Source organism: uncultured Devosia sp. (genome assembly GCF_964244875.1).
In the GTDB taxonomy this organism is placed as follows: Bacteria; Pseudomonadota; Alphaproteobacteria; order Rhizobiales; family Devosiaceae; genus Devosia.
In genome coordinates, this window is record NZ_CAXTKA010000003.1 from 251,715 (window position 1) to 273,355 (window position 21,641).

The 21,641-nt window shown below is 59.6% G+C and carries 18 protein-coding genes; 6 read left to right on the top strand and 12 right to left on the bottom strand.

Annotated elements, in window-relative coordinates:
* Nucleotides 1-76: 76 nt before the first annotated feature.
* The 3 genes from ACFE8X_RS05970 to ACFE8X_RS05980 form a co-directional block, all read right to left on the bottom strand.
* Nucleotides 77-1,303: an O-antigen ligase family protein gene (locus tag ACFE8X_RS05970; protein WP_375450525.1), complete on the bottom strand. Its 1,227-nt coding sequence runs from the start codon at nucleotides 1,301-1,303 to the stop codon at nucleotides 77-79.
* 227 nt (nucleotides 1,304-1,530) lie between these two features.
* The gene (locus ACFE8X_RS05975; protein WP_375450526.1) at nucleotides 1,531-2,214 is read right to left on the bottom strand and encodes a hypothetical protein; all 684 of its coding nucleotides are present in this window, start codon (nucleotides 2,212-2,214) and stop codon (nucleotides 1,531-1,533) included.
* Nucleotides 2,215-2,454: 240 nt separating this feature from the next.
* Complete coding sequence (locus ACFE8X_RS05980; protein ID WP_375450527.1) at nucleotides 2,455-3,009, bottom strand: transglutaminase-like cysteine peptidase; 555 nt, start codon at nucleotides 3,007-3,009, stop codon at nucleotides 2,455-2,457.
* 467 nt (nucleotides 3,010-3,476) lie between these two features.
* Between ACFE8X_RS05980 and ACFE8X_RS05985 the strand changes: the two genes are divergently transcribed.
* On the top strand, nucleotides 3,477-4,280 hold the full coding sequence (locus ACFE8X_RS05985; protein ID WP_375450528.1) for a metallophosphoesterase family protein: 804 nt from the start codon (nucleotides 3,477-3,479) through the stop codon (nucleotides 4,278-4,280).
* A 41-nt stretch (nucleotides 4,281-4,321) separates the two neighbouring features.
* On the opposite strand, the gene ACFE8X_RS05990 is transcribed toward ACFE8X_RS05985, so the two are convergent.
* Nucleotides 4,322-5,719 (bottom strand): DUF1565 domain-containing protein, encoded by a 1,398-nt coding sequence (locus tag ACFE8X_RS05990; RefSeq protein ID WP_375450529.1) that lies wholly within the window; start codon nucleotides 5,717-5,719, stop codon nucleotides 4,322-4,324.
* A gap of 430 nt (nucleotides 5,720-6,149) precedes the next feature.
* Here ACFE8X_RS05990 and ACFE8X_RS05995 point away from each other — a divergent pair, with 430 nt between their 5' ends.
* Nucleotides 6,150-7,412: an oligosaccharide flippase family protein gene (locus tag ACFE8X_RS05995; RefSeq protein ID WP_375450530.1), complete on the top strand. Its 1,263-nt coding sequence runs from the start codon at nucleotides 6,150-6,152 to the stop codon at nucleotides 7,410-7,412.
* Nucleotides 7,409-7,870, top strand: coding sequence for a serine O-acetyltransferase (locus tag ACFE8X_RS06000; RefSeq protein WP_375450531.1), 462 nt, complete (start codon nucleotides 7,409-7,411; stop codon nucleotides 7,868-7,870). Before ACFE8X_RS05995 ends, ACFE8X_RS06000 begins: the two co-directional genes overlap by 4 nt.
* On the opposite strand, the gene ACFE8X_RS06005 is transcribed toward ACFE8X_RS06000, so the two are convergent.
* From ACFE8X_RS06005 to ACFE8X_RS06015, 3 genes are all read right to left on the bottom strand, one after another.
* The gene (locus ACFE8X_RS06005; RefSeq protein WP_375450532.1) at nucleotides 7,867-9,366 is read right to left on the bottom strand and encodes an O-antigen polymerase; all 1,500 of its coding nucleotides are present in this window, start codon (nucleotides 9,364-9,366) and stop codon (nucleotides 7,867-7,869) included. The genes ACFE8X_RS06000 and ACFE8X_RS06005 overlap by 4 nt on opposite strands.
* Before the next feature lie 67 nt (nucleotides 9,367-9,433).
* Entirely contained in the window at nucleotides 9,434-10,567 is a 1,134-nt protein-coding gene (locus tag ACFE8X_RS06010) for a glycosyltransferase family 4 protein (protein ID WP_375450533.1), read from the bottom strand.
* Between the two features lie 81 nt (nucleotides 10,568-10,648).
* Nucleotides 10,649-11,857: a glycosyltransferase gene (locus tag ACFE8X_RS06015; protein ID WP_375450534.1), complete on the bottom strand. Its 1,209-nt coding sequence runs from the start codon at nucleotides 11,855-11,857 to the stop codon at nucleotides 10,649-10,651.
* Between the two features lie 448 nt (nucleotides 11,858-12,305).
* Between ACFE8X_RS06015 and ACFE8X_RS06020 the strand changes: the two genes are divergently transcribed.
* Entirely contained in the window at nucleotides 12,306-13,652 is a 1,347-nt protein-coding gene (locus ACFE8X_RS06020) for a UDP-glucose dehydrogenase family protein (RefSeq protein WP_375450535.1), read from the top strand.
* Between the two features lie 90 nt (nucleotides 13,653-13,742).
* Here the strand turns inward: ACFE8X_RS06020 and ACFE8X_RS06025 are convergent, their stop codons facing one another.
* A complete protein-coding gene (locus ACFE8X_RS06025; protein ID WP_375450536.1) occupies nucleotides 13,743-15,884 on the bottom strand; it encodes a GumC family protein in 2,142 nt (713 codons plus the stop codon).
* Nucleotides 15,885-16,157: 273 nt separating this feature from the next.
* Between ACFE8X_RS06025 and ACFE8X_RS06030 the strand changes: the two genes are divergently transcribed.
* Entirely contained in the window at nucleotides 16,158-16,934 is a 777-nt protein-coding gene (locus tag ACFE8X_RS06030; RefSeq protein WP_375450537.1) for an NAD kinase, read from the top strand.
* Nucleotides 16,935-16,962: 28 nt separating this feature from the next.
* Here ACFE8X_RS06030 and ACFE8X_RS06035 read toward each other — a convergent pair whose 3' ends face one another.
* The 4 genes from ACFE8X_RS06035 to ACFE8X_RS06050 form a co-directional block, all read right to left on the bottom strand.
* Entirely contained in the window at nucleotides 16,963-18,165 is a 1,203-nt protein-coding gene (locus ACFE8X_RS06035) for a DUF2336 domain-containing protein (protein ID WP_375450538.1), read from the bottom strand.
* Nucleotides 18,166-18,552: 387 nt separating this feature from the next.
* On the bottom strand, nucleotides 18,553-19,365 hold the full coding sequence (locus tag ACFE8X_RS06040) for a transglycosylase SLT domain-containing protein (RefSeq protein WP_375450539.1): 813 nt from the start codon (nucleotides 19,363-19,365) through the stop codon (nucleotides 18,553-18,555).
* Nucleotides 19,366-19,442: 77 nt separating this feature from the next.
* The gene (locus ACFE8X_RS06045) at nucleotides 19,443-19,688 is read right to left on the bottom strand and encodes a hypothetical protein (RefSeq protein WP_375450540.1); all 246 of its coding nucleotides are present in this window, start codon (nucleotides 19,686-19,688) and stop codon (nucleotides 19,443-19,445) included.
* 54 nt (nucleotides 19,689-19,742) lie between these two features.
* On the bottom strand, nucleotides 19,743-20,324 hold the full coding sequence (locus ACFE8X_RS06050; RefSeq protein ID WP_375450541.1) for a nitroreductase: 582 nt from the start codon (nucleotides 20,322-20,324) through the stop codon (nucleotides 19,743-19,745).
* 242 nt (nucleotides 20,325-20,566) lie between these two features.
* On the opposite strand from ACFE8X_RS06050, the gene ACFE8X_RS06055 reads away from it, so the two are divergent.
* Nucleotides 20,567-21,541, top strand: coding sequence for a hypothetical protein (locus tag ACFE8X_RS06055; RefSeq protein WP_375450542.1), 975 nt, complete (start codon nucleotides 20,567-20,569; stop codon nucleotides 21,539-21,541).
* Nucleotides 21,542-21,641: the final 100 nt, after the last annotated feature.

The following is a 21,641-nucleotide window of genomic DNA, read 5'->3' on the forward strand; positions in this document are numbered from 1 at the left end:
TTTCGGTATCAGCAAAAAACAGGCCCCGCTTTATTGCGAGACCTAAAGCATAAACTAATGATTCGAGGTTACCAATTCATGCCGCCAAGCCAGGCTTGGCAGCAAGTTGCTTGGATCCGCTTTTGCGCGCACGTGCCGACGCTGCAGCCTGCGACCGGACGCCGGCCATGGCATTCGCCAGCAAAGCCAGAAACAAAAACACATTAGCCTGCATTTCCAGGCTGAAATCGACACTGGAATGCACGGCGACAACAACGATGGCGGCCAGACAAGCCAAGGGCGATGCCCAGCCGCTTTCGAACAGCGCAAACGATTTGATCAGCCTGACCACGGTCAAAGCAAGCAGCACCATCGGAATGCTGCCGACGATAAAGCCAAGCTCGGACCAAAGGGTCAGGTAGGTATTATGCGCCCGGATCCAAACAAATTCCGGCGAAACCGGCGCCCGGTGGAACAATTGATAGACCTGCTCGAACGAGCCCCCACCATAACCCAGCAAAGGCCGGTCCAGGATCATCGCCCAAACCTGCTGGTATAGGTTCATCCGCACCGCCGTCGAGTCCTCCACGGTCAGAAATCGCTGCCAGATCGAAGGGCCATATAGCGCGGCCACACCAATGGCTCCCCCGATGATGAGCATTATAGCCACGACCGATATGCGCGACCTGCTGGTTCGCTTCAGCAAGGCACCCAGCAAGGCGATGGTCGCGCCGATCAGCGACACCGCAAGGCCCATGCGCGAATTGCTGCTAAAGACCGCACCAAGCATGACCAGCGCCGCCAACAGATAAAGGACCGGCGTCAAGTCGATGCCTCTTTGCTTTGACTCCTTGGTGCTGAAAACATGTTCTGCGAACAGACTCAGCGTCACGGTGATGCCAAGCGCCATGAAGGTAGCAAACGAATTGCGGTTCACGAATGTGCCAGTGGCTGAATCCAGATAGCCCCATTTTTCCAGACCCAGCAGCGTATTGCCCCACTGATAAAACATCAGGATCGCCAGCAAGGCATGGCTAGCCATGATCAAGACGATGCCCTTGAGGACAAAGATGCGCCGCCGATCGTTGCGCGCAACTTGCAGCATCAGGAAAAAGAACGATCCATAGGTCAGCCACCGCAACAGCATCAACAGCGTATCACCCGGTGCGATGGATATGGATTGCGTGGTGACGGCGACCCCGGTCGACGTAACAATCGGGGGCAGAATGGAGCCGAGAAACGGCAGCGTCTGAACCGCCAGATACACGCAGACAATCGAAAACAGGCCAAACTCGACGCCAAATGCCGACACCGCGACGCGCATCGGATAACCCCGCCGCGCCGAGGTGACGCCATAAACGGTCATGGCAATGCCCAGGCACAACGCCCAGACCGACCACATGAAAGGCAGATTGCTGCCCAATGGAATGGGCGCTATGGCGATTATGACCAGCAGTGCCCACGCAAAGGACTGGTTGAGCTTTTGTTGCCCATCACCAGCTGCTACCGCATTGCCGGTCGTTGGCGAGAACGGCTCGGACCAGATTTCGGTCATTGCGTCGCCCCCTTTTGGGCCACCGCCGAACGCACGTTCTGGACAAACCAGGCCTGGTTTTGCGGCGGCAATGTTTCCACGATGCCGGTGATCCGCTCCCGGAACGCCGGATCATCGACGTAACGCTTGGCGATGGAGGCCAAGCCCACACGACCTTGAACCATCAATCGAAGGTCCGCGTCGTAAGCCTTGCGACCATCGTCGCTAAGCTTATCCAGCGACATTTCCGCAATCTTGATGCGCAAGTCGGCGATCCAAAGTTCGCTCGGGCCCGTGGCTTCGGACATGATCAAGGCATCGTCACGCGCTTTGAAATCGCCCTCCCTGCCTGAGAGATAGGCCAGCAAGGCCCAGGAATAGGAACTTGCCGGCGTGGCAGCCACGATCGTCTTTGCCGCATTGAGGCAGTTCTGCCGCAGGACGCCGCGATCATCGGGGGTCAGGTAGGCCTCGGCAAAAGTGCCGATCGATGCCTGACAGTCCTTCAGCAAGCCTTGCTGGGTCTTGGTCGCCATGCCCAGCTCGCGCGTGCCGTTGATGATGTTCCTCATCCGGTCGGTCACGGTCCCGCTGCCCGAAATATAGGGACTGCTTTCCTGCCACAGCGCCGCGGCTGCGGCGACGCTCAGGAATAGGCCGAAAACGACCATGACGGCCGATTGCAGAAAAACACTTTTCAATCTCGACGAACCCGTTTTCACGCACCGTATTCGCTGGGATTTATCCTATGTCAGCACGGCTAGGCATGGCTATTTGAATTTGACGCTAGTTTTGCAGTGTTTATTGCTGCCACCCCCAACAACAATAGCGCGAACCCTGATAGACCGGGCTCGCGCAACGCGTTATCGAACGCTAGGGCAATCGCCTGTTGAACCAGCCGGTCCGAACTGCAAAACGGTCAGGGCCGTTGCGCTTTTGCCTCAAACAGCAGTCCAACGCTTCGGATTGGCGGTGGACATCGTGCGGATGCGGTAGCCCGACGCCCGCAATGTCTTGACCGAATTGTTCAGATTGTCGAGCACGTAATCGCCTTCGGTGGTCCGCACGATCAGCACGGCATGGGGCGTGCCGCCACGCGTATGGGTGTAGGCAATTCGCAACGAGCCGCTAGGGACGCCCTGGTGGATCAGAGCACTGCGCTTCGACAGCACATAATCTTCGCAATCGCCGCTGCGGGGGTTGAGTTGCCAAATGTCTGCGCTATCGCGTCGCGGCCGGATTGCGCGATTGACGGTGCTATTGACCTGCCTCAGCGCACCGATCAAATTTTGAGTCATTGTAACCTGGGCCGCACCGCCGGCAGAACATTCGCTCCGATGCTGAGCACAGAAATACTGCATCCCGAGCGGCGTAACCGCTGCAATTTGCTGAGTCGGCCTAGTGTTTGGACCCGCATAGGCCGTAGTTCCGCTAGACAGAATTGCGGCGAACGTTATGGTCAGTCCGGCAAGCAATCCCGTGAATTTGTTGGTCATTTCTGCAATCCCTGATGCTTTGATGCCATTAGGATGCGCGTGATAAATTGCTGCTGAAGTCGAAAACTCGGTACAATTTTATGCAAATGCCAGATTTACAAACACAGCTGGCTCAGCGGCACTATAGCTCCAATGTGATGCTGTGGTTGCAATCGGTTTGGCAATTTATACCAAACTAAGATCAAAAACCCGGCCATTTCCGTTTCTCGGCTGAACGCCCCTCCCCTTGCGCTAGCGCCGCAATGGCTTAGATTTCACCTGGGGGCCATGATTTGCGGAAGGCACACCATTATCGACGAATTCTGCGGCGACTTTATCAACCTGTTTCCCTCATCCTGGCATCACACCGGTCGGCGGCGACCGGCAAACGGCGCGGTCGATCAACTGGTCGGCCCGCATTGGCAATCTGGCGTCGATGCTGCCGATTTCGGCGGCAAAAGACCGATTGCTGAAAACGAGATTGTGCCATGAGGATATCCTTGCAGCGCCTGTCCGACTATTTCGGTACGCGTCCCGAACCAGTTGCTGGCGGCCGGCGCTTGCTTCGGGCAAAGACGTGGCCCGCGGCAGTCTATGCCATTGGCGATATTCATGGCTGCCTGGACGAGTTGATCGGGCTCGAGCGCACCATTCTCGCGGACGCATCTCGCATCAAAGGCCGCAAATGGCTGATCTATCTGGGTGACTATGTGGATCGCGGCCCCAATTCGGCGGGGGTGATCGATCATCTCCTGTCCGATCCTCCGGCGAGCTTCACCCGCATTTGCCTGGCGGGAAACCACGAAACCATGATGCTGAACTATCTTGAAGCACCTGACGAAAATGCACGTTGGCTGGCCTTTGGCGGCGTCGAAACCTTGCAGTCCTACGGCATCAGCGCTGGTGCATTGCAAGGCGCATCACGCCGAACCATGTTGGCCACATTCGACAGTCATATTCCCCATGAGCATGTCGATTTTCTGCGCGATTGTCCGCTGGCCATGGCCTTGCCCAACGCCACCTTCGTGCATGCGGGCCTTCGCCCCGGCATCGCCTTGGAACATCAGGCAGAAGGCGATCTGTTGTGGATTCGCGAAGATTTCCTCGATGCAGACTGGCCGGCCGACCAGCTGGTTGTCCACGGCCATACCCCTATAGCCGAGCCGGAAATGGTTGGCGGCCGTATTAGCGTCGACACGGGAGCCTTTGCCACCGGGCAGCTGAGCGCCGTGCGGCTGACTGAACATGGTCACCCTATGGTGCTCAGTTTTAGCAGCAGCCCGGTGGATTGAAGATGCTATCGGCGGGGCCCGGGCCCCGCCGATAACGCATGTTAATAAGTGGTGATGACGCCAGTTCCAGAAATCGCCTGCGCGCCTGTCAGCACCGGCATCCGGCGCAGCCTGATTTCCCCGCCACTGGCCAACAGCGCACGATCGGCTTGGGTGAACGGCTTGGGCTCGCACAGATCCAGATGCATCAACGCGGTGCCACTGACGCGGAATTCCACCGGCGGGAACGCGCCGCCACGAATGATATCGCCCAGGCTTTCCGTCGCCAGCGTTCCTGCCGCCCAGATTTTGCTGGTATCAATCCAGTGCACCGTTCCACCGTGATTGCCGGTGTACTTTCCGGCCAGATCGATGCCGATGACGTTTTCATGCCCGGTGTGTCCATTATTGGACAGGCTTCCAGCACGACCGCAGTCTGCAGCGGAACTGTTTTGCGTCAGCGTGTACATGCCGTTTACGGCACTGTTGACGTTGTGGAAGTTGAAGCCGTCCGAAATGGACGACGAAGCGTCGCATTGATTGAAGAAGGTAATGCCGTTGACGCTTTCGATACTGGCATTATTGGCAAGGCTCGACGGACTGCCCGCATAGCGCATCGAACAGTTTTCAGCTCCGACGATGACCCTTGTGCCAGATGTCGAGGTCGAGAAACTGACGCGCAAAGCGCCTTGCGATCCGCCGTAAAGATCAAAGCCGGATTGAGCATCTTCGCCGCAGAAAAACACGGTCCGTTGCGTCGTCTGCTGGAAATGCATCCCCAGGAGCGATCGCAATGCCAGCGTATTGCTCGTTGCTTCGGTCGAGCCGATGGTTGGGGCGGTGCCGTCATAGCGGTTTACATACAAGATGCTGCTGCCCCAAAACCACGAGTTCGGGGTGATATTGCAACGGGCGGCACTGCTGACCTGCGTCATCTCGACATAGCTGCCGAAACGCGTCTTTCGCGATGTGTCGAACACTCGCGCCGGTGTCGAGCTGAACGAAGCTGAATACGTGTTCGTCTGCGTCCCGTCGACGGCAAAGGTAACCCCGGACGTATCGAAGGTGCCCACAACCACGCGTCCGCCGGTTGCCACGAACACCATCGGCACGTCAAGCGTGGTGGTTTGCGGCAGAGATGCGCGGCTGTAAAAGCCGGCGGAAACCGAAATCACATTGCGCACGGCAGAGGTATTGGCGGTCTGGATCGCCTTTCGAATCGTGCGGAAAGGCGCAAGGGCGGTGCCGGTGCCAGTGGTGTCGTTACCGGTAATCGACACATAGATCTTGGCCCAGGTCGCCAGATCGGGAAACAAGCTGGCCTTGGTGATCGCGCAATTGCCAATCCACTGGCCACCTGGCGTGCGGGTAATAGTGACCGTGCCGAGGGGATAGTTCGTCTGGTCCCAAGGGTGACCGGTGGGTAGTACCACTTCGATCGGATCATAATATTCTGCCATGTTCTGCTCCTGTTGTTGATTTGCCTAGGGTGTCACACTCCAACCACATGGGGATAAGGTGTATTGGTAAGTTTAAATGTCCGCAGCCCAAATTTAATGATATTTTTGTATAACCAACAGCTATTGTATATATTGGCGCATCAAGCATAAAAATAGCTGCATGCATTAGAGGTCTGCTGCGCTTAAATCTTATCGCAGATCGGCATGACATTTTCGCCAGACGGCGCATTTTGATCAAGCATAAAACAGGCTGCTTTTGCCAATGTCCCGCATCGATCATCCCGTTAACGCTACTCATTAGCCGTGCCACGACATTTCACGCCGCTCCGAGGCATCGCGTTTGCCAGTCCCGGCAGCTTGCGACATAACCAAGCGGCGATAGCCGCACGACTCGAGCCAATGGCGCGGACCACCGGACAGGGCAATCAAATTGGCGAGAACGGTATCGAAAAACTTGGCTGCGGCGGTGTTCTCGCACGTGCTGCGCTACCTGGCGCCGCTCCTGGCTTATCCGATTTTGACCCGCACCCTGCAGCCTGACGGCTTTGCCCAGTTCGCGCTGATATTGGCGACGAGCCTGATCTTGTCCCAGTGCATCGAGTTCGGCTTTGGCCTGATGGGCGTGCGCGAAATCACCCAGGCCCAAGGCACCCAGACAAAGGTGGTCGTCGGCGAAATCATCTATGGCCGAATGGCGACCGCACTGGTGACCATTTGCGGCTATCTGCTGGTTTTGCCGTTCATTCCCATTCCAGAACTGCGCGACCCCGTCAGCATTGGCGCTACACTGTTCCTGGCTACGGCGTACGGCTTCAGCTCGTCGTGGTACTATATCAGCATAGAGCGCGCCCCTGCCCTGGCGCTGCAGGATATTATCTGCTCGGCCACGACCCTTGTTCTGATCGTCCTTCTAGTCAAGCAGCCCGGTCAAGCGACCTTGGCGATTTCGTTTTTCGCCCTGCCATTGTGGTTAGGCGTCCTGTACGGTCATGTCCGCGCTGTCCGGCAACTGGGCATTCAGCGCCCGACCACCCGCGAGCTTGGGATGAGCCTGTCCGCATCCGCTCGGTTTTTTATCCTGACGGGAGCGTCGTCGATCATCAACCGGCTGAGCGTGCTGTTTCTGGGTGCCTTGTCTTCCCCAGCGCAGGTGGCGTTCTATGCCGCCGGCGAGCGGCTGGTCACCGCCGCAGTGAATGCAACGGCGCCGTTCATTCGCGTTCTGGTTCCACGAATTTCAAATCTGGTGATGCGCGATCCCCCGGCCGCCCGGGCCATATTCCGGCGGGCTGCGCTGTTGCTGACGCTGGCTTTCACCGCCGGGGCCATAGGCGCGGCCGTCCTGTCGCCTTGGCTGGTACCTTGGTTCTTTGGCGCCAGCATGGCCGGCGCGGTGCCGATCATCATCGCCCAGATGGCTATTCTGCCGGCCACGGTGGCCAATCGTACGATCGGCATGCTTGCTTTGGTGCCCCTGCACGAAGAAAAGGCCTATCAGCGTTTTACCCTGATTGCCGCCGCCGCCAGCCTATGCCTGGTCCCTTTGGCAGCATCCATGGGCGGTGGCCTGGCCGTGGCACTGACGCGCGCCGCCCTTGAGGCCGGCTTGGCCGTCCTTTGCCTCATCGCGCTGCAGCGCACGCCGGCGGGTTGGCATAAACTGTTGCCGAAAGCCGACGGAGAGCATCAATGAAGTGGCGCAACTACGCGAAAAAGGCGGCACCCCTGTGCATCGCGACCTCACAATGGCGCAAGCGCCGCTTCGTCGGTCGCTTCATGGCGCGCTACTACAGCGACAAACTGGCCAGGAAATACGGCATCTACTGCTCCCCGCTTGCGCAAATCGGCACCGGCCTGATGCTGCCGCATCCCGTCGGAGTGGTGATCGGAGATGGCGTCATCATCGGGCCTAACGTCACGCTGTACCAGCATGTCACATTGGGCAAGAAGACTCGCGATGGCAACGATTATCCCAGGGTCGAGAGCGGGGCCATAATCTACGCCGGCGCCGTGATCCTGGGGGGCATCACCATCGGCCAGAACGCAGTCGTTGCCGCCAATGCCGTCGTCCAGACCGATGTTCCGGCCAATGCCACGGTTGGCGGCATTCCCGCCAGGATCCTGACCCGGCGCAGCGCACCGCCTAGCTAGGACGGCGAGGCTTGACGTAGATCGGGCACCGCCGCGCCCCGCGCCCGGGACGATCGTCCGCCCAATACCGCATGGATGACCATGGCCAGCGCAAATACCGCGAGCAAGGATGCGCCGTACTGGATGACGTATTGCGTTTCCCGCGATCCTCCCGAGAAATAGAGCAGGAAGATCACGTACAACACGAGCAGTTCCGGACGCCCGGAACCCCGCTTGAACGCGGCCAGCAGCGTCCCGAAGATCAAACCGACCGTGCCCCCGACCAACACGATGCCAACGGCGCCGAAATTCCAGTAGGCTTCGGCGATCGGCCCTAGGGGAATGCCCCAGGCCGCCGGTGCATCGCCGTCGACCGGATTGCCGAAGAACGCCACCCAGGTGTTATACGCATGACCGGTACGGGGCTTGTTTTCCCAGATGATCCTTGGCATGGGAAAGGCCAAGACCGACAGGTAACTCTGGCCCCAGATAAAGCCCATTCTGTCCGCCGCGACGAACGCCGCCAGATCGCCTTCTTCTGCATTGCGCTCGACGATCTCGGTCGACGCGGTCTCGAGCCAAGTGCCGAAATTGGCCGGATCGAAGACGCTGGTATTAACGCTGGTCGAGGTAAAATCGTGCCTGATGCTGCCCAGGACGCCCAACAGGGCTACACCCAGCACGCCGGCCATTACGATGGTGGCGACCGGCAGCCGCTTCATGCGAATGGCTGCAATCGCCAGCAGTCCGATGATTGCGTAGATGATCGTGCTGCGCGAGCCGTCCACGATCCACACCACTGGCAGAACCGCCAATGTGGTCAGGATGAACATCGGTGACTTCAACGGCAACGTCTTGGCACCCGCCATCCAGGCAAACAGCGCGATAATGGCCGCCTTGACCGCGGAGATCGACACACCCGATCCCGAGAGCGTTTCGTATCGTCCCTTACTCAGGGAAACGATGTGCGCTTCAAGACCACCACTGGAGCGGAACAACAACAGCGCGATACCGACGCAAGCCATGCAGACCAAGAAAGCCGACATCGGAATATAGCGCAAATAAGCCGGTCGCTCGCGCACCTCGCTCCTTATATGCTGCGCCTTCTTGTCCTGTTGAAAAAAGAAGAAGTAAAGCGAGGCATAATAAAGGATGCTGTAGATCGAAAACTGGATTCGGTACTGCGCATAGTTCTGCGGATCGAGATCGATGAGAACCGCAGCCCAGCTGGGCGACACTGTCGCGAACAATCGCGTCGAAACGACGAACGGCAAGAACAGGTGAGCCGGTGCGAAGGCGACATTGGTCGCGATCAGCAGGAACGCGGGAAACACCAGCGGGTGAAAATACCCGGCGCGCTTCATGAAGATCACCGGCACGATCAGCATGATTTCCAGCGCGCCGTCGGTGATCGCGCGCAGGATCGTCAGTTCATTGACGTCTCCGGCCACCGCCGCGACGTAAGGCGGCGTCAAAATGCGGTAAATGACAACATAAAGCACCACCGCCCACCGCACCCAAGACGGCAACGGCTCGTGGATAAGGTTGAACAGCGTCGATTGCTGCGCCTGGGCGAACGGGGTGTCACGCAAGGACTTGATGCACCTTCGGGTTGGCCGCATCCGCTAGACGGCGGCAAAAAGCGATCCGGCGCGCCAGAAGCACATCGCGCTCGTAGGCCGACGCCTTTTGGACATTGAGCCTTGCTTCTTCTGCCAGATCCGAAGGCGATGCCGCAAGGGCCGCCACGATCCTCGCGGTGAGTGCCGCCGCGTCGCCGGGGGCGTGTAACCGCTCCGGCTTGAGCAGTTCTGGCGTCCCCCCCGCGGTCGAACCGATGCTGATGGCACCGCGGCTAAGGGCCTCGATCACGGCGCGAGGCAAACCCTCCTGAAACGAGGGTTGCAGGTAGATGTCGACTTCGTCGAGCCAGGCAAACACCGCGTCACCGGCCGGCAAAACGCCATCGAACCGAATTTTCTCTCCGATGCCGGCTGCTGCAGCCATCGCCCGATAACGCTGCGGATCGCCTTCCCCAAGCACCCGGTATTCGAAATCGCGCTCACGCAAACTGGGGTGCGACAAGGCCTCGATGGCAGTTGCCACCCCCTTGAGCTCGGTCGACAAATTCCCGATCGTACCAAGAATAACTTTCCGGCCGGGCAATGACGCAAGCCTAGGCAGACGCGCCTGCAAGGTCTGCGGATCGGATTTTGCCAGCATCACGTTGGACGCGTGGATCTGCGCTCCAGAACTCGGATATCGCCCTTGCAGAAAGTGCTCCGTCACATAGCGGACCATGTCTGCCTGTTTGACCGCTGCACGGGTCCGCGCCGTCAGGATCGGGGCATAAACTTTGGAAACAAGCGAACCATGATACCAAAGCGCGTCCCAGGGGCATGCCACCACTTCGATCATCGCCGGAATGCCCAAGGTCTTGGCGCCATGAAAGGCCGCCAGCCCAATTTCGCTGGGCAAGCGGCTCACCACCGCGTCGGCCTTGGCCAGTTCGGCCATCAGCGCTGCGCGATCAGCCGAGTAATCCAGCGCTCGCGCCAATCCCCGCCGTCCGCCGATCAACACATGGCGGACGCCTGGGCCTGATGACACCGAGAGTTTGGCATCGGCCACCAGCGGTCGCCCGCGACTGACCACCACGACTTCGTCAAAAGCCTCGAGATAAGTCTGCCACGCAGAATAGGGGAACTTGCCGCCCATCGTATAGACTGTGCCGTCCGTATCGATGCGGAACAGATGATCGACGGCAAATACTAGCCTGCTCATGCCGCCAAAAATCCCTTACTTCTGCGCCATCATGCCAAAAAGCGTCGCTCGCAAATGGGTCCATACCACTTCGTTGGAAAAATTCTCGCGCACCCATCCAGCGCCGCGCTTGCCGAATTTTTCCCGCATAGGCTTGTCGGTCAACAGCGCGATCGAGTTGTCGACAAAGCCCTCGGTGTCGCCAGGCGCCGCCAGGAGGCCAGTCTCGCCATGGCGAACCCCTTCGCGCACGCCGTAAATCGCAAATCCCGAAACCGCCAGTTCCATAGCCTGCGCTTCCAGCGCCACATTGCCAAAGCCTTCCCGGTTAGAGGGAAACAGCAGCAGGTCTGCAGCCGCGAAGGCTGCAGCTGGGTCCGCCTGATACTCAAGCCGGGTCACCAATGGGCTGGAATCAATGAACTCCAACACTTCCGGCGCTGTCGGTTCGCGCCAGTCCACCGGGCCGGCAATAACGAAATGGACCGGTAGTTTGAGGCTTTCCACCCGCTTGATCAGGGCTGGAATATGTTCCACACCCTTGCCCTGCGCCAGCCGCCCAATAAACAAGGCAACCAGTGTGTCGGGAGCGATGCCGAGCGACTTGCGCAACCCGGTACCGCGCTCCATTGTCACTGCATCCTTGACGTAAACCTTGGTGTCGATGCCGTTGCTCGATCCCTTGCCGAAATAAACCAGTTTCTCGGGCGAGCAAATCCCGTCGCGAACCATGGCTTCGCCCATTTCGCGGCTGATCGGTGCAACGCTTGTGCTGAGCGCGCATACGCAACGGTCGATCCACTCGAAAAAGCTTCTCCGCCACCCGGTCATGTCCTCATAGATGCGGATACGCACCACGAACAAGATGTTCTTGTGACCGGTCAGCCGACCCGCAATTGCCCCGAGAAACGCCGCCTTGGGCGTCGATATATGCAGGACGTCGTACCGGTTGCGGGCGAAAAACCAGATCATCTGAACAAGCGAAATCAAGTCCTTCACGATTGAAGGTGCCCTGGTCATGGGAATGACGTGAATATTGACGTCAGCCAGCTTCGCATGCCCCTCCCCCAGATACTCGGCGTCCCCTACGACCGCGTCGCAGTCGATGCCATATCCAGTCAGATGGGGAAACAACCCGCGAAACAGTGTCCTGAAGGCAAAGCTGTGATTGATCACGAAGCAGACCTTGTGCCGGCTTCCCGCTGCATCGAGCGTCAATTTCTGCGTCATCATCTGGTCTTGCATGGTCTACAAATCTTCACACGAACCGGGCCCAGTCACGCAATAGTCAATCCACCCGCTTGCGTCGCGGTGATTGCGGCTGGATGCGCAACACGACGGATATACTGGCATCGAACCCTCACCTGACATGACGGTGATCGGCAGCGCAATCGGTATACGATGCTATCTTGCCCCAAACCACAGGTGACTTGCGATATCCCTAATGCAGCAACGCCACTCTATGGGTCGAGCCGTTCCCGCCGCCACTATCGAAGCTGTCGGCCTTAACCATATTCAAGGACTGGTAGACATTGATTTGCAGCAAAACGCACCACAATAATCCGTCACCGTTTGCAGCGTACATATGCGGCGTCCACTGTAGCCCTGGCGTGGAAACCATCTTAGAATTTGGCGATGGCAGGTTCCTCCGTTCTTGGCTAACGGTACGCCAAAGTAAGTTGAAAGGTGTGGTATGCGCATTGCTGTAATCGGTTCAGGCTATGTCGGTCTGGTAAGTGGCGCTTGTTTCGCGGACTTTGGTCATACCGTGGTCTGCGTCGATTTGAACGAGCAAAAGATCGCGGCGCTCAATAACGGCGAGATACCGATCTTCGAGCCTGGTCTGGATCAGCTGGTCGCCGCCAATGCCGCGGCCGGACGCCTGTCGTTTACCACCGAACTGGACAGCGCCGTCGCCAATGCCAATGTCGTCTTCATCGCGGTCGGGACGCCGTCGCGTCGTGGCGACGGTCACGCCGACCTGTCTTATGTCTATGCGGCCGCCGCTTCGATCGCCAAGGCAGTCTTTGGCTTTACCGTCGTGGTGACGAAGTCGACAGTGCCGGTCGGAACCGGTGACGAAGTCGCCCGCATTATGCGTGAAACCAATCCATCGGCGGAAATCGTCGTCGTCTCCAACCCCGAATTTTTGCGCGAGGGTGCGGCCATCGAGGACTTCAAACGGCCCGATCGCATCGTGATCGGCATCGAGGATGAAAGCGCCCGCGAGCCGATGACCGAGGTTTACCGTCCACTCTACCTCAACCAGGCGCCGCTGATGTTTACCGGCCGGCGCACGGCGGAACTCATTAAATATGCGGCCAATGCTTTCCTCGCGATGAAAATCACCTTTATCAACGAAGTTTCCGACCTCTGCGAAAACACCGGCGCCAATGTGCAGGACGTTGCCCGTGGTATCGGCCTGGACAATCGTATCGGGGGCAAATTCCTGAACGCCGGTCCTGGCTATGGCGGCTCCTGCTTTCCCAAGGATACGCTGGCCATGATGAAAATCGGCCAGGACTATGGCGCACCGCTGCGCCTGGTCGAGGCTACTGTGGCCATCAACGATCAGCGCAAGCGCGCCATGGGCCGCAAGATTATCACCGCCTATGGCAGCGATGTGCGCGGCAAGACCATCGGCATTCTCGGCTTGACCTTCAAGCCCAACACCGACGATATGCGCGATGCCCCCTCGATTGCCATCATCCAGACCCTGGTGGACGCCGGCGCGATCATCAAGGCCTATGATCCCGAAGGCATGGAAGCGTCAAAATCAGTCATCAGCGGCATTCAATATGCCAGCAGTGCTTATGATGCGGCGACGGGCGCCGACTGCCTCGTGCTGGTGACCGAATGGAATGCTTTCCGGTCCCTGGACTTCGCGCACCTCAAGTCCATCATGCGCAATCCCTGCTTCGTCGATTTGCGCAACGTTTATCGCGACAAGGAAGTCGAGCCGCACGGCTTTACCTATACCAGCATCGGCAGGCCGTCCCGCGCCGGCCTAGAAGAACTGGGCTCCGCCGCCGCCGAATAGACTGTCATCGTATGGTACAAAACATTCGCGCGGCCCGTGATTGGAGCCGCGCGATCGCGTGTCCAGGATCCGGTGCGCCGACTGAGCGGCCTAGCCGGCCTCGGAATAATATCCGGCATACTTGCCGCGATAGGACGCCTTGGACGCTTCTTGCTGGGTCAAGACGGACAGGATCTGCACGTTCTTGTTCTTTACGTCATCGAGCGCGTTGACCGCGTTGCGCGCGTCGGTCTGCGAGGTACTCGCCCAACGGGTGACGAAGACGATGACATCCGGAAACTGCGCCAGATAGAGGCCATCCACTACCGGCCCGATCGGCGGGGTATCCAGGATGACGATATCGAAGGCCGCCCTGGCCGATTTGACCAATTGGGCAAAGGACGGCCCGGCAATCAACTGGTCGGTAGCCGTATCGCTGCGCCGCGCGCCGACCAGAACCTGCGTGGAACTGAGGGGATCGCGGTTCACGATGGTTTCGAAATCCGCCACGTTCTCGTTGCCGCTCAGGTATTCCAGCAATCCCATCGACGATTCCAGGCCAATCGAGCGATGCAGGCTTGGCTTGCGGAAGTCGCAGTCGACCAGCAGGACCGAACTGCCCGACAGGCTATAGGCACGGGCCAGCGCCAGCGACGTCGTCGTCTTGCCCTCGTTTGGCGCAGCCGACGTCACCATGATAATCCGCCCCGATTGGGTGGGCGGCTTGTTGCGCCGCAAAGCCTGGTCGACGCCAACTCGGACGCGGCGGACCCCTTCGGCGAACACCGAAAGCGGCGAAGTTGCCACGAGATCAGCCGAACTCAACGGCTCCGGGCCGCGCCCCTTCTTGACCGGCCTTTGCGCGGGAATGCTAGCGACCACATTGGTCTTGAGAACCGAACGCAGTTGCTCTTCGGAGGTAAAACCGCCGACAAAGTTTTCGGCAAGGAACGCCAGCCCGATACCCAAGCCGAGTGCGACCAGGCCCGCCAGCACCAGAAACACTCGGGTATTGGGAAATGACGGTGAATTGGGCGGCGTGGCTGGGGAAACGATGCGGCTGTCGGCAACCTGAAGATAGGCCTGCGCTTCCAGATCCTTCATTCGCGCCAGCAGCGTCTGATACTGCGTCCGCGCGATTTCGGAGGATTGCTGCAGTTCATAGATATTGGTCAGAACATCGGCCGGCAGGTCGCTGCTCAAGACGCTCGTGCGCAGTTGGGTGCGCAAATCGGTGGCTTGCGACTGCGCCGAGTTGACCTGTGTCCGCAGGGTCGTCAGCTCGGTCTGGGCGGTATTGGTAATGTCGCCCTGCACTTTTGCCAGCTCGGCGCGCAGATCGATGGATGTCGGCGAATCGGTTGCCGAACCGGCCAATCGCGCGGCGATCGCCTGGCGCTGGGCTTCCAGGCGCCTCAGGGCGTCCGACTGCAGCGTATTGGACAGGGCCGCGAAATCCTGCTGCTGCAGGCTGCTGTCGGCCGTCTCGACCAATTGCGCCAATCGGGTCCGGTTTGAGTTCGCCGCCTGCAGATCGTCGCGAATCTTGGCAATGTCGGTGCGGCCAGATTCTTCGGTAATGCGTTGGATATTGTCGGCAATAAAGGTGTCGAACGCCCCTTCGGATGCTACGACGGCGCCACTGGCGTCGGCAATGCGGGCCTGGATGATGTCACGCGACGCGAGCGTCGACGCGATCTTGGAATTGAGCTGCGCACTGATATAGGCGTTGGACATGGCATTGGCGATCTTCGTCGCGCTCTCCGGATCGTCGGCCCGAGCGCTGATCGCCAGCAGGTAGGTCAGGCCACGGCGCTGAACGGAAACCGAATCCCGCAACTTGTCCAACACCGAATTCAGCGCATCCTCGCCGGTCGGCAATTGCGGCGTTGCGATCCGCAACAGACCCAGTATCTGGTCGCGAAGACCAAGCTTTACGCCAAACTCCGGATCCGACAGCAATTTGGCGTCTTGAATGACCTGAAGCAAAATCGTCTCGGATTTGGCGATTTCCACTTCGCTTTCAACCCGGGCACTGTCCGACGTCGAGCTCGCGGCCGCTACTTCAGGATCCAGCAAGTCCTTGCGGCTCGGATCGACCAGCACTAGGGCTGTGGCCGTGTAGGCCGGCTTGACCGAAAACAGGGCGATACTGGCAACGCCAAGCACAAGAATGAACGTGATGATGATGAGCTTCAGTTGTCTCCGCAACAAACCAAGAGCAGCACGCAGATTGAATTCCTGATCGTCCATCTGTTGTCCTGGAATCTCACAGTTGTTGTCGAGTGGCCGGCAATCCGTTTTTTAGTGCCCGAGATCGGCCGTTCGCGCAATGGCCCCGGCCGGACTATGGCTAATTGCTCGCCCATAAAATTCCCCAGCGCACATATTGCCGGCGGGTGATGCCATTTCGGCACGTCCAAGCCTCTGTGGCGCCCTGCTGCCGGTAAACAGCGCCAACGGTTTAGCTGTGCTCCGATGGCGAAGCCGTGATAATCAACCCGCGAGCAGTTCTGGGAGAGATCAGTGGCGAGCCGACCGACCGAGCGCATCAGCTTTGTGACCAACGGTACCCCCGAATCCGAAATTGCCGCGCAGCGCTTGCGGCAGCGCTACGGCGACATCGCCTTTGACTCAGCCGAAGTCGTCGTCGCTTTGGGCGGTGACGGACTGATGCTGCAAACCCTGCATCGTGTCCTGCGCACCAATGTGCCGGTTTATGGCATGAATTTCGGCTCGGTCGGCTTCATGATGAACGCCTTTTCCGAGGATACCTTGGGCGAGCGCCTCTCCGCAGCCCAGCAGACCCGCATCTACCCGCTCTCCATGCAAGTGATCGATACAAGCGGCCGGCAGCAAACCAGCCTGGCGCTCAACGAAGTCTCGCTGTTCCGCTCGACCTATCAGGCCGCCAAAATCCAGATTGTCATCGATGGCGAAACGCGCCTGGAGGAATTGATCTGCGACGGCGTCCTGTTGTCGACGCCGGCTGGCTCTACCGCCTACAATCTTTCGGCTCATGGTCCGATCCTGCCGATCGAGGCACCGCTGCTGGTGCTGACCCCGATCTCGCCGTTCCGGCCGCGCCGCTGGCGTGGCGCCATCCTGGGCAATCGCGCGGTGGTCAAGTTCATTACCCGCGAGGCCGCCAAACGGCCCGTTAGCGCCGTCGCCGACAACATAGAGCTCCAGAACGTGCTGGAAGTCACGGTGCGCGAAGATCGCTCTCAAGGCGTCACGCTGCTGTTTGATCCAGGCACGAGCCTTGAGGAACGCGTCCTGAGCGAACAGTTTCGCTACTGATTTAATCGGTCGACCCCAAGGCGCCGAGCTATGCCGCGGGCAAGGCCAGGCGGTCATCGACGATGGAGGGCAGCGCCATGCGTTTATCAGCAGTGCCGGCGAACGCTGCCATGACCCCGCGCGCGGCCCGGCGGGCGAGTTGCACGTTCTGCTCGCTCAAATAGGCGAAGGCTTCTTCCAACTCGTTGGGGATAGCCCCGGCATGATCAACGATCAGCTCCTCGGTCAGTGCGGTCACGACATAGTGCCGCGCCGCTGCATCATCGGCCAGGTCCGCCGCACGTGCGTGCATGACCAGCTTGACGAAAAGCAGGCGCATTCCCTCCCCCAGGCCGCATCGGCCCAGCATGGCGTTAAGCGCCGGCCGGCTGCCGTTTTCCAACAGCGAGAACACTTTGTCGCGCGGGGTCTGCCCGAGCTCGGCCAGGCAATCGGCAAAAAACATGACATGGCCCGTGACCACCGCGTGCAGCAGCAGCCTGGTATTTAGCCGGTCGGAAACGATCAGATCGGCGGCAAAACCGGTTTGCGCCTTGACGGCCTCACGCTCGCCAATGGCCGATAGCGCAGTATCGCGGCTGTTGCGCAGGACCCGGGCCAGCCGATCGCTTGCCAGAGCGCCCTTGACGATGCGGGCGCCCGCCAGCGCTTCCACGGCTTTTTGCACCACCAGTGCGCGGATAGCCGCAGGCAGTTCGCGGCGCATCAGCAATGCTCCCCGCATATCGGCATCGTGCCCCTCGCGCTCGGCCAATTGCTGCAGCAAAGCCGCGCCCACCGCCGCATCGGCCCGCCGCAGGACGCGCAAGCTCACAGGCTGCTCCCCGCGTGCGATCAGCGCCGACGCCAGACGCTCGCTGATGGCGGAGCGCTGGCAAACCGCCAGCAGCATCGGCAGATCGAATTCGCGCACCAGCCCGACGATATCCGCATCGATCAAAACCGGCGAATATTGCACCACCGCCCGGGAGATCACGGCGCTGTCATGCAGCAGGGCCAGCATGATCGGCCGCGGCGCATCCGCCGCGTGCAGCAAACCATAGGCCAGCGCGGCGCGCACCTTGACCGAGGGATCGTCCAGAAATCCGATCAGGGAGGCGTACAAGGCGGCCTGTTCGTCAGCCGGCCCCTGATGGCCGAGATAAGCCATGGCCGCCATATGCGCCGCACCGCCGCGCTCTTCGCTGTCGCTGGATTGAGATAGCCGGACGAAGTCCTTGTAGCCAACCATTCCGATCTCCGGATTTCCCGCAGACCAAGCTAGCGATCAAGGCTTAAGGAACGGTTCACCATAAATGGTCGACGGTTTAGACGCTTGCCGAAATGTAGGCGAACAGCGCGGTCACAATGTGCATGCCGGCTATCACCAGACCCCATGAAGCCAGAGCCAAACCCAGGATTGTCAAACCCCTCGGCAGCGCTAAATTTTTTACTACGGCAGTGGCTGCGCGTCGCATCATATGGCCTTGTCTCGTCACCGAGCGATGCGGCATCTACGCGTCTTAATCTTTAACCGGTGCTGAATCTGCCCGGCGCGTTTGGCCGCAAATCATCAATCCGTCAGTTCCGTTCGATCTATCCTTCACCAATGGTGAACGCCTGCTGCTATCTTGCGTTCCTACCGCCCGTAAAGCTGGGTAAAAAACGCACTTCCCCCGGCACTCACCGGTCCCAGCGGCGATTGCGGGGCGGCCTGCACCTCGTTTTTGAACAGCCCGGTAAACGACATGTTCGCCGGAGAGAACCGCGACGGCACCACCGGCTCGGCAACATGCGCGACCGGCTGATTAGCCATTTGCTGGGCGGCGAACTGTGCTGAGGGCCCACCGATCTCGTGCTTGGACACTAAGGCACGATAGACTTGCCGGATGGTCCGCGGCTGTCCGTCGTCGTAGAAAATCGTCTTGTTGGCCTGCGCCTGGCGCGGAAACAGGTATGCCGCGATCTGGTCGGGATTGCTCAGCCCCGCATCGAACATCTTCTCGGCGCCTTGGGCTCCCAGGAAATGGGCTATATAGAGCTCGCCCGCGCTGGGCTGGCGGCCAAACTTGGCGCTCAGATAATCGCCGTTCGACTTGGTGAATGCGGCGGCCAAATCCGCTGCGATCTGAGGGTCTTCGCGCAACTTGAGGATTTGCGCGCGCGCCTGTGGATCGCTGACCTGATAGCCATCGCCGGTCTTTTCGATCGCATTGGCATATTGCTGGTAGCCCAGCCGCGGGCCCTCCTCCTTCATCACTTGCAACCAGGTGCTTTCCAGAAACTGGAACAGCCCGACGGCCGATGATGTCTGCGCCTTTGCCTGCGGGTCAAGGCTGCTCTCGCGCATCGCGGTCTGCAACAGGTAGTCGAAGTCCACGCCATTGCGATCGCCTGCCGAAGTCAGGACATAGGCAAGGCTCTGTGGTACGGCGATTGGCTGGACGCCCATGAACCCGTCTCGAGAGAATCGTCGAAGTTAATCAAACACGAACGCTGGTTAACTCCGCGTTAACCTTGCCGGAGTGCTCACTGGCTTGTCGACAGGTCGGCATTCTCGCCATCGGCGCCAGACTTCCAGGCGCTGTGGAACGTGGAATCAATATCCTGGACTAGAACTTCGACCTCGAGGCCCTTGCTGAACTCCACCCGGGCCGCCGCTACAGCCGCTACAAGCGCCTCTTCCTTGCTCTCGAACGGGCTCTGTTCGGTGCCGTGAAAGCTCACCTTCCAATGGCTGTCCGAGCGCGCGACGATAAAATGGTGGGTGACCATATGAGCCTCTCCTGCGCTCCGAAATCGCGCTTTCGGACAGTATCTTGCATGCTCTTAAGTCATTTGCCAACGGGACACGATGTCTTCAAGACGTGGCCGCGCCCGATCCTCGATCACCGCCGCTGCCGTACCGATCTGCACGAATGCGACGAAGCGTTCGCGCTCACGGGCGCCCAGAAAACGCGCCGCGTCCTTATCGAAGGCGTACCACCGGGTCACCCAATTGGCGGCAAAACCCATCGCAAACGCAGCATTCACCAGGTTGAGGGCCACATTGCCCGCCGACAACAATTGTTCGAACTCCGGCACGGTGGGATGCGGCTTCGGCGCCGACAGCACCCCGATGGTCAGCGGGGGCTGGAAGCGCATGCGCTCGCGTTCCAGGTCCGTTTCGTCCATGCCTGGGTTTCTGGCTTTCGCCATCTCTTTCAACTTATCCCCGATATGCGCGCGATCCTCGCCGGCAAACAGCACCAGGCGCCAGGGATTGAGCTTGCCATGGTCCGGCACGCGCGTACCCATGGTCAGGATCTGCTCGAGTTCAGACCCATTCGGCCCCGGTTCCTTCAAAAAAGCCTGGCCGACCGACCGGCGGTTCATCAGGTAATCGCGCAGCGCTGCATTGACCGGCATCATTGTCTCCTGGCATCTGCGCCAACCCATAACCACACTCCCGCAATCGGGATAGCCCTTGATGGGTAATTCCGGATTGGCCCGGTTACGGTCCGGTCAACGCACATAAATTCGTTGTTCCGGCACCACTAACCTGTTCCCAATCAGCAATGTCTATGACACAGCTTTTCCCCAATCGACGCCTATCGAGGCGCAGCACTCGACGGGGCGCAATCATATTGGCGTCCACGCCGCCGGGGATAACAATGCGTTCGGCACTCACTTTCACCCTCCTGTTGCTCCTGCTGGCGCCGCTTGCGCCGGCCGTATTCGTGCTGCCGACGCTGGCACAAGACGCGACCGAAATGCCGGCCCTGCCGCGACCCCGCCCCGATCGCGATGCCCCCACGCCGCCGGTGAACATCGCGCCGCCTGCCCCCGAAACCCCCGCTACCGAGGCGATCAGCGCCCTGACCTCAGCGCCGCAGCCCGTCTCGCTGTCCGCCCGCATTACCGAGGACGGCAGCGTCATTCCCCACGGTCTGGTCTGGCGCATTTTCGACACCACGCCCGACGCCAGCGGCGAATTGGCACTGGTCGCCAAGTCCGACGATGCCATCGCTTCGCTGGAACTGCCGCCCGGCGAATATGTGGTTCATGTCGCCTATGGCCGCGCCCAGGCCAGCGATACCCTGACCGTGGCACCGGGGCCCAATGAGAAGGGTTTCGTTATCGGCGCGGGGGCATTGCGGCTCAATTCGGCCATTACCGGGGATATCGCCATCCCCGCTAACCTGTTGAAATTCGACATCTTTACCACCGGCAGCGAAACCAGCCGCAGCACCATCGCCGAAGGCATGCTGGCCAATGAAATTGTCACGCTCAACGCCGGCACCTACCATATCGTCTCCCATTTCGGGACCGTCAATGCGGTGGTGCGGGCCGATCTGCGGGTGGAGCCGGGGCAGTTGACCGATGCGACGCTGTTCCAGAAAGCCAGCCAGATTTCCTTCCGACTGGCGTCCGAAGAAGGTGGGGAAGCTATTGCCGACGTCGAATGGACTGTCAAAACCACTGATGGCGCAACGGTTTTTTCCGATCTCGGCGCTTTTCCGTCCACGGTTTTGGCGGAGGGCGAATACCTGGTTCTGGCCAAGCAGGGCGAGACTGTTTTCAACCGGGAATTCCAGGTCCAGGCCGGTGCGGCCAAGGAAATCGAAGTGCTAACGACCGCCTATTGAGATGGCGTATCGGTTAGCATCGCGTTAACATTTGCCCCACCCCGACTGTCGCAATGCGCATTGCCTATTGCTGGTAAACCGGCAATGGCACAAATTGCGC

What these genes read in the sequence shown, in the direction of transcription:
- ACFE8X_RS05970 (WP_375450525.1), bottom strand. Translation starts at nt 1,303, where the DNA reads ATGCGCGTCGCGGTGTCGGCATTTGGCGTCGAGTTTGGCCTGTTTTCG.
- ACFE8X_RS05980 (WP_375450527.1), bottom strand. Translation starts at nt 3,009, where the DNA reads ATGACCAACAAATTCACGGGATTGCTTGCCGGACTGACCATAACGTTC.
- ACFE8X_RS05985 (WP_375450528.1), top strand. Translation starts at nt 3,477, where the DNA reads ATGAGGATATCCTTGCAGCGCCTGTCCGACTATTTCGGTACGCGTCCC.
- ACFE8X_RS05990 (WP_375450529.1), bottom strand. Translation starts at nt 5,719, where the DNA reads ATGGCAGAATATTATGATCCGATCGAAGTGGTACTACCCACCGGTCAC.
- ACFE8X_RS06000 (WP_375450531.1), top strand. Translation starts at nt 7,409, where the DNA reads ATGAAGTGGCGCAACTACGCGAAAAAGGCGGCACCCCTGTGCATCGCG.
- ACFE8X_RS06010 (WP_375450533.1), bottom strand. Translation starts at nt 10,567, where the DNA reads ATGGGCGGCAAGTTCCCCTATTCTGCGTGGCAGACTTATCTCGAGGCT.
- ACFE8X_RS06015 (WP_375450534.1), bottom strand. Translation starts at nt 11,857, where the DNA reads ATGCAAGACCAGATGATGACGCAGAAATTGACGCTCGATGCAGCGGGA.
- ACFE8X_RS06020 (WP_375450535.1), top strand. Translation starts at nt 12,306, where the DNA reads ATGCGCATTGCTGTAATCGGTTCAGGCTATGTCGGTCTGGTAAGTGGC.
- ACFE8X_RS06025 (WP_375450536.1), bottom strand. Translation starts at nt 15,884, where the DNA reads ATGGACGATCAGGAATTCAATCTGCGTGCTGCTCTTGGTTTGTTGCGG.
- ACFE8X_RS06035 (WP_375450538.1), bottom strand. Translation starts at nt 18,165, where the DNA reads ATGGTTGGCTACAAGGACTTCGTCCGGCTATCTCAATCCAGCGACAGC.
- ACFE8X_RS06040 (WP_375450539.1), bottom strand. Translation starts at nt 19,365, where the DNA reads ATGGGCGTCCAGCCAATCGCCGTACCACAGAGCCTTGCCTATGTCCTG.
- ACFE8X_RS06045 (WP_375450540.1), bottom strand. Translation starts at nt 19,688, where the DNA reads ATGGTCACCCACCATTTTATCGTCGCGCGCTCGGACAGCCATTGGAAG.
- ACFE8X_RS06050 (WP_375450541.1), bottom strand. Translation starts at nt 20,324, where the DNA reads ATGATGCCGGTCAATGCAGCGCTGCGCGATTACCTGATGAACCGCCGG.
- ACFE8X_RS06055 (WP_375450542.1), top strand. Translation starts at nt 20,567, where the DNA reads ATGCGTTCGGCACTCACTTTCACCCTCCTGTTGCTCCTGCTGGCGCCG.